Genomic DNA, 6,395 nt, shown 5'->3' on the forward strand with positions numbered 1-6,395 from the left:
CAGCCGCTGGCCCTCCTGGTCGGTCAGTCTGCGCACACGGACAGGCTCGGCCACCGCGCCTCCAGCGGTCGGATCGGACGTCACCGCACATCCAACCGCCACGACCACCAACCCGGCGAACCTATGCAGTCACAGCACTAGATGGCGACAGCTCAGGACCTCTCCGGGCTACCGGGCGCTGGCTCTGATAGAGCGGATCATGCGCACCTCCTATATCTTCCAGATTTCTTTGATCGAGGACGTGTGTCCGGCGGCTATGCGATGACCGGGGAGAGAGGTGAGGGGAAATCCGGGAGGACCTCCGTAGCCAGTTCGTGCAGAACGTTCTCGACGGGGCGGTCGCCGGGCCGGAGGTTGAAGGAGACATGGGCGACGCCCAGGTCACCCATCTTCTTCAAATGGTCGCGCAGGGCGTGCCGACCGGTGCGCAGGCCGAGCCGGATCGCGGTAGCCGGGGTGTCGGAGTCCGCGGCCAGATCCAGCTGCATCGGGGTCAGGTATGGCTTGGGGGCATCGGCGGTGAGCTTGCGCCACTCCTGGGTCTTGAGCCGTAGAGCGCCGAGCGGACGAGGGTAGTTGAGTGAGGCCTCGACGTTCTCGGCAATCCACTCGGAGGACTGCTGGGCGTGACCGGCGATGGCCAGCGGGATCGTGGCGCCGGTCGGCTTCGGCAGGACGTCGAGCTGCCGGTCGGCGCCCAGCCCGACTGCGGGCAGGGCAAGCCCCTGCCCCTTGGGACGGGTGGCCCAGGCCGCGCGCAGTGTCTCCACGCTCTCGCGGAACGTCTGGCCGCGCGCATTGAAGTCCTGGCCGAACAACGGGTATTCGACGGGCCGGTCGCCGCTGGCGAGCCCTAGGACGAACCGGCCGCCGGAGAGGACGTCGACGGTGGCGGCCGCCTTGGCCACAAGCAGCGGCTGTCGCAGCGGCAGGACGACGGCGGCGGTGCCGAGCACGGCTCGCTCGGTGACGGCGGCGAGGTGGCCGAGGTGGGTGAAGGTCTCGAAGACGGAACCGGCATCGCCGAACTGCTCGGGGTCGTACAGCGGCACGTCGCGCACCCACAGGGCGGCGAAGCCGAGCTCGTCGGCGAGCCGGGCGAGGTGGGCGTGCTCGGTGAGGTCGGGGACGCCGAAGGGGCGGCCTGCGGCGCGGCCGGCGCGCAGTCGCGCGGCGCCCCAGTCGTTGTCCAGCGGCAGTTCGAGCCCGAGGGTCGGCCGGCCATCAAGGGAGACCAGACGGTCCAGAGCTGTGGGGATCGCTGGCATGAGAAGAACACACCTTTCGGTCGGGGAAGGGGCTCACGCGGGCACGGCTGGGGGGAGCCTCGCCCGCGTGAGGTTTGTGCGGCCTGGTGGAGTGCAGCCAGGTCCTAGTTGAGGGCGTCCGGGTGGGGACCGGTGCGCAGGTCGGAGTCGAGGGTGGCGATCGAGGCCATCTCGTCGACAGTCAGACTGAAGTCGAAGACGTCGAGGTTCTCTCGGATACGGGCCGGGGTGACGGACTTGGGGATGACCACGTTGCCGAGCTGGAGGTGCCAGCGCAGCACCACCTGAGCGGGAGACTTGCCGTGCCTCGTGGCGATCTCCCGAAGCACGGACTCGTTCAGGACGGCGCCTTGGGCGAGAGGGCTCCAGGCCTCGGTCGCGATGCCGTGGACGGCGTGCAGATCGCGCAGCTCCCGCTGCTGGAGGCCAGGGTGCAGTTCGATCTGGTTGACCGCGGGCACGAGGTCGCTGCTCTTCAGGAGGCGCGTGAGGTGCCCGGGCTGGAAGTTGGACACGCCAGCGGTGTGGACACGGCCGTCCTCAGCCAGCTTCTCGATGGCCTTCCAGGTCTCCAGGTACAGGTCGCGACCGGGGGCCGGCCAGTGGATCAGGTACAGGTCGACGTGGTCGAGGCCGAGGTTGTCGAGGCTGGCGTCGAAGGCCTTGAGCGTGGCGTCGTAGCCCTGGTCGGCGTTCCACAGCTTGGTGGTGACGAAAAGGTCCTCGCGGGCGATGTCCGAGGTGGCCAGGGCGCGGCCGACACCTGCTTCGTTGCCGTAGATCGCGGCGGTGTCGATGGAGCGGTAGCCGGCCTCCAGGGCGTGGGTGACGGCGGCCATGGTCTCCTCGTCGGGGACCTGGAAGACACCGAAGCCGAGCTGGGGGATTTCCACGCCGTTGTTGAGCGTGACGGTGGGGACGGAGCTCATGGTGTTCCTTGGAGTTTGCGGGGCAGCAGATCAGCCGAGGGCGGTGACGGCCGTGGTGGCGAAGGTGTGGTCCTGCTCGGGGGCCCCGCCGCCGACGCCGATGGCGCCGATGAGGCGGCCGTCACGGTGGACGGGGATGCCGCCGGCGATGAAGAGCAGCGGACGGTCCAGGGCGGTGGGCAGGCTGTGGAAGGGTCCGTCGGGCTTGACCAGGTCGACGAGGTCGGCGGTGGGGGCGTTCAGCTGGAGGGCGGTGTAGGCCTTGCGGGTGCTGGTCTCGCCGGAGATGAGTACGGCCCTGTCGTCGCGGCGGAAGGCGAGGAGGTGGCCTCCGGCGTCGAGGACGGTGACGCTGATGGTGACTCGGGCAGCCTCGGCGGCGCGGCGGGCGGCGGTGACGAGGATCTCGGCGTCCCTAATGGTCAGCGGGGCGACGGCAGTGGTTGTGGTGATCATGGTGATTTCTCCGTGGGGTGGTTGGTGGTGTGGGCGGGGCGGGACGACGGTCCCCCGCCCCGCGAGTGATCAGTGCTGAACGGTGACCGGCGTCTGCTCGGCGGTGCCGGACGCCGAAACGACGCGGCTGGCGGTCCGGGTACGGCGGTCGAGGTATGCCGCGAGGAAGGCGAGCAGCAGGGCGGTGCCGGCGAGGAGGGCGCCGACCCAGTTCGGGGCGGTGTAGCCGAGCCCGGCGGAGATGACCACACCACCCAGCCATGCGGCCAGGGCGTTGCCGAGGTTGAAGGCGCCGATGTTGGCGGCCGAGGCCAGCGTCGGGGCCGCCGATGCCTGGTCGAGGACCCACTTCTGCAGCGGCGGGACGGTCGCGAATCCCAGTGCGCCGATCAGCGTCAGGGTGATGGCTGCGAGGATCTTGTTGTGCGCGGTCGCCGTGAACAGCAGCAGCGCGACAGTGAGGGCGGCGAGCGTGGTGAACAGCATGGGCATGAGCGCGCGGTCGGCGAACTTGCCGCCCAGCAGGTTGCCCAGGAACATGCCGATGCCGAACAGGACGAGCAGCCAGGTGACCGCGCCCGCGGAGTAGCCGGCGACGTCGGTCATCATCGGCGTGATGTACGTGATGGCTGCGAACACGCCGCCGTATCCCAGAACCGTCATCGCCATGGCGAGCCAGACCTGGACGTTACGGAAGGCGGCGAATTCGCTGCGTACCCGCACACCCTCGGGCTTGCCCATCTCGGGCACGAGCTTGGCCACGCCGAGGAAGCCGACCACGCCGAGTGCTGCGACGATCGCGAAGGTGACGCGCCAGCCGGCGGACTGTCCGATATAGGTGCCGAGCGGGACGCCCACAGTGGTCGCGATGGTCAGACCCATGAACATCAAAGAGATGGCCGAGGCCTTCTTCTCAGGGGTGACCAGATCGGCCGCTACCACCGAGCCGATGCCGAAGAACGCGCCGTGCGCGAGCGAGGCGATCACACGGCCGATCAGCATCACGCCGAAGACGGGCGCCACGGCGGAGAGCACATTGCCCGCGATGAACAGGACCATCAGGAACATGAGCATCTTCTTGCGGGACACCTTGGTCCCCATGACGGTCAGCAGCGGGGCGCCGATCAGTACGCCTAGGGCGTAGCCGGTCACCAGCCAGCCGGCGGTGGGGATCGACACACCGAAGTCGCCCGCGACCTCGGGCAGCACGCCCATGATCACGAACTCGGTGGTGCCGATCCCGAAGGCCCCTATAGCCAGGGCCAGAAGCGCGAGAGGCATGGGAAAGCCTTTCAAGTCTGTTGCGAGGGTTTGTCGAGGGGACGTTGCTGTAAGGACTCTTTTGCGGGAGAGCCTTACCGGCGTCGACAATAGTTGCATACGCTTGATACGTGCAAGCGCAAATGAAGGATGACGACGTTTGTCGCCTCGTGCAAGTATTGCTAGCATTGGCCCGCTGGCGAAGGAGGCCCTCATGACCGCTACTGACCCGACTCTCACCGCCCTCGCGCAGGGCTGGTGTGCGCTCTCTTTGCTGCACGGCAGGATCGAGGCCCACATCGAGCGCGCCCTGCAGGCCAAACACGGCCTGAGCGTGCGCGAGTACTCGCTGCTCGACGTCCTCAGCCGCCAGCACGACGGAGAAGGCGGCCACCTGCAGATGAAGCAGGTCGCCGACGCCGTCGTGCTGAGCCAGAGCGCCACCACTCGGCTGGTCACCCGCCTCGAGGACCGCGGCCTGCTTTCCCGCTACCTGTGCCCCACCGACCGCCGCGGCATCTACACCAACGTCTCCGACGCCGGACTCAAGCTGCTCGAAGAAGCCCGCCCCACCAACGAAGCCGCCCTCCGCGAAGCCCTCGACGAAGCAGACCGTGATCCCCGACTGCAGCCCCTGGTCAGGGCTGTAGGGATGGTCGGGGCCCCGGCGTGGAGTCACGGCGCTCGGTGATTGTGTGCGCCTTCTAATGCACGCGCCTGATATCACTGATGCGTACTATTGTGTACGCGGGTAGACGTCACACGCAGGGACATGGCTGCCGTGAGAGCAATGGGACTGAAGCACTACGGACGGCCCGAGGACCTTGAGCTGGTGGACCACCCGGAACCCAAGGTGGCACCTGGAGAGGTCCTCGTCCGGGTAGTCGCCGCCGGGATCAACCCGGTGGGCTGGAAGCTGGCCGAGGGACGGCTCGACGCCCTCATGGAGACGGCATTCCCCCTGATCCCCGGCTGGGACGTGGCCGGAGTCGTAGAACGCGTGGGCCCCGACGCCGGTGAATTCGCACCGGGCGACGAGGTATTCGGCTACATCCGCAAGGACCACGTCCAGCTGGGCGCCTACGCCGAGCTGGTCTCCGCGCACGTACGCATGCTGGCGCGCAAGCCCGATTCGCTGACTTGGGAGCAGGCCGCGGGTGTGCCGCTGGCCGGACTGACGGCATATCAAGCTGTCAAGCACGCCGGGGTCGAAGCAGGCGAGACGGTCCTGGTCCAGGGCGCCTCAGGCGGACCACCCGGCCCCGGCGGCCCGCTGCCCTGGCGCGAGGCGCCCGACCGGTCCGAACCGCCGCGGATCTGTTCTGTCAACTCGGCGTCGCGGACCCCGCGGGGCCAGGAGTGCCGGTGCGGCGGGCGTAGAAGGCGGTCCTGGAGACCTTCAGCAGTTCACACGCCCGTTTGACGTTGTGGCTGCTCTGCTTCTCCGCCTCGATGTCTCGGATGTCCGTCAAGCGGATCAAGCCCAACATCGAGCTGGAGCAGGGCCGCGGCCAGAGTCCGTCGCCGCAGATTCTTACGTCGCTGGCCAGGGCGTTGCGGTTGGACACCGACGGATCCGCCCACCTGCTTCATCTGGCCGGGCACCAGCATCCGTTGGGCGCCGAGCCGGCCGGCATGCAGCGCGCACTGGCCCAGCTGCTGGATTTGCTGCACGACACTCCGGCGATGGTGATGACGGACCTGCACGAGATCCTCGTGCAAAACCCGCTGTGCGAGGTACTCATCGGGGTGCATGCTGGGCCCCGGGTCCTGAGGCGAGCTTCGTGCTGCAGTGGTTCATTCATCCGGAGGTGCAGGCCCTGTATCCGAGCGAGGACCACGCGTACCACTCACGGTTGCTGGTGTCTGACCTGCAGGCGGCCGCGGCCCGCCGCCAGTCGGATGCAGCCACGCGGGGATGTGTGGGAAATTCCGTCGCCGCAGGTCAGGCCTGGTGGTGCGCGACGCCCCCAAACGCGGCAGCCCCGAACCCCAAACGCCTTTGCAGTGTTTTCGCAGCTCATGAGCGCGCAGAGGGTGCAGCGGAGCACACGAATTCAGTGCGACGCGTGCACGCTGTCGGGGGCGTGCAGGCCATGGGCGGCGGCACGCATCTGACACTGCACGAGTGAACCTGTCACCCAAGAGATGGCACTCATTTTGCTACTTGAGTAGCGAGACGGCAGCCTGACCGCATGGCAACGTCCCACCCCCCGTCGGTCGACGACCGCCGCGCCCTCCTGCTCCTCCTGGACGACCAGGACCGCCTGATGCTGTGCGGCGGATGCTGCGGCGGCTGGACGGTCCCGCAGACGCTGCTCGGCGCCGGCGCCGATTTCAAGGACGGGGCCACTCAGAGGGCATTTGGTTTAGGTAGATCGCCCCGTATGCCCTAGTAGGTGCCTCGCCAGGTGGGTGTGGTCTCGTCCGTTATGCGCTTGGCGAGGTTGTCGATCGAGGCGAGGTGGATCATGGCTTCGGA

6 protein-coding genes and 1 pseudogene are annotated in these 6,395 nt (G+C 68.0%); 2 read left to right on the top strand and 5 right to left on the bottom strand.

Annotated elements, in window-relative coordinates; genetic code table 11:
• Nucleotides 1-254: 254 nt before the first annotated feature.
• From ACTWQJ_RS44355 to ACTWQJ_RS44370, 4 genes are all read right to left on the bottom strand, one after another.
• Complete coding sequence (locus ACTWQJ_RS44355) at nucleotides 255-1,268, bottom strand: TIGR03571 family LLM class oxidoreductase (protein ID WP_443312070.1); 1,014 nt, start codon at nucleotides 1,266-1,268, stop codon at nucleotides 255-257.
• Nucleotides 1,269-1,372: 104 nt separating this feature from the next.
• Nucleotides 1,373-2,197 (bottom strand): aldo/keto reductase, encoded by an 825-nt coding sequence (locus ACTWQJ_RS44360; protein WP_443312071.1) that lies wholly within the window; start codon nucleotides 2,195-2,197, stop codon nucleotides 1,373-1,375.
• Nucleotides 2,198-2,227: 30 nt separating this feature from the next.
• The gene (locus ACTWQJ_RS44365) at nucleotides 2,228-2,653 is read right to left on the bottom strand and encodes a GlcG/HbpS family heme-binding protein (RefSeq protein ID WP_224739752.1); all 426 of its coding nucleotides are present in this window, start codon (nucleotides 2,651-2,653) and stop codon (nucleotides 2,228-2,230) included.
• Nucleotides 2,654-2,722: 69 nt separating this feature from the next.
• Nucleotides 2,723-3,934, bottom strand: a complete 1,212-nt coding sequence (locus tag ACTWQJ_RS44370) for an MFS transporter (protein ID WP_443312072.1) — start codon at nucleotides 3,932-3,934, stop codon at nucleotides 2,723-2,725.
• Between the two features lie 193 nt (nucleotides 3,935-4,127).
• Here ACTWQJ_RS44370 and ACTWQJ_RS44375 point away from each other — a divergent pair, with 193 nt between their 5' ends.
• Entirely contained in the window at nucleotides 4,128-4,604 is a 477-nt protein-coding gene (locus tag ACTWQJ_RS44375) for a MarR family winged helix-turn-helix transcriptional regulator (protein ID WP_224739750.1), read from the top strand.
• A 99-nt stretch (nucleotides 4,605-4,703) separates the two neighbouring features.
• Nucleotides 4,704-5,336: an NADP-dependent oxidoreductase gene (locus tag ACTWQJ_RS44380; protein ID WP_443312073.1), complete on the top strand. Its 633-nt coding sequence runs from the start codon at nucleotides 4,704-4,706 to the stop codon at nucleotides 5,334-5,336.
• A 969-nt stretch (nucleotides 5,337-6,305) separates the two neighbouring features.
• Here the strand turns inward: ACTWQJ_RS44380 and ACTWQJ_RS44385 are convergent.
• Nucleotides 6,306-6,395, bottom strand: a pseudogene (locus ACTWQJ_RS44385) (IS5/IS1182 family transposase); the annotation flags it as partial.

Source organism: Streptomyces sp. KR55 (genome assembly GCF_052245645.1).
GTDB lineage: Bacteria > Actinomycetota > Actinomycetes > Streptomycetales > Streptomycetaceae > Streptomyces > Streptomyces flavusporus.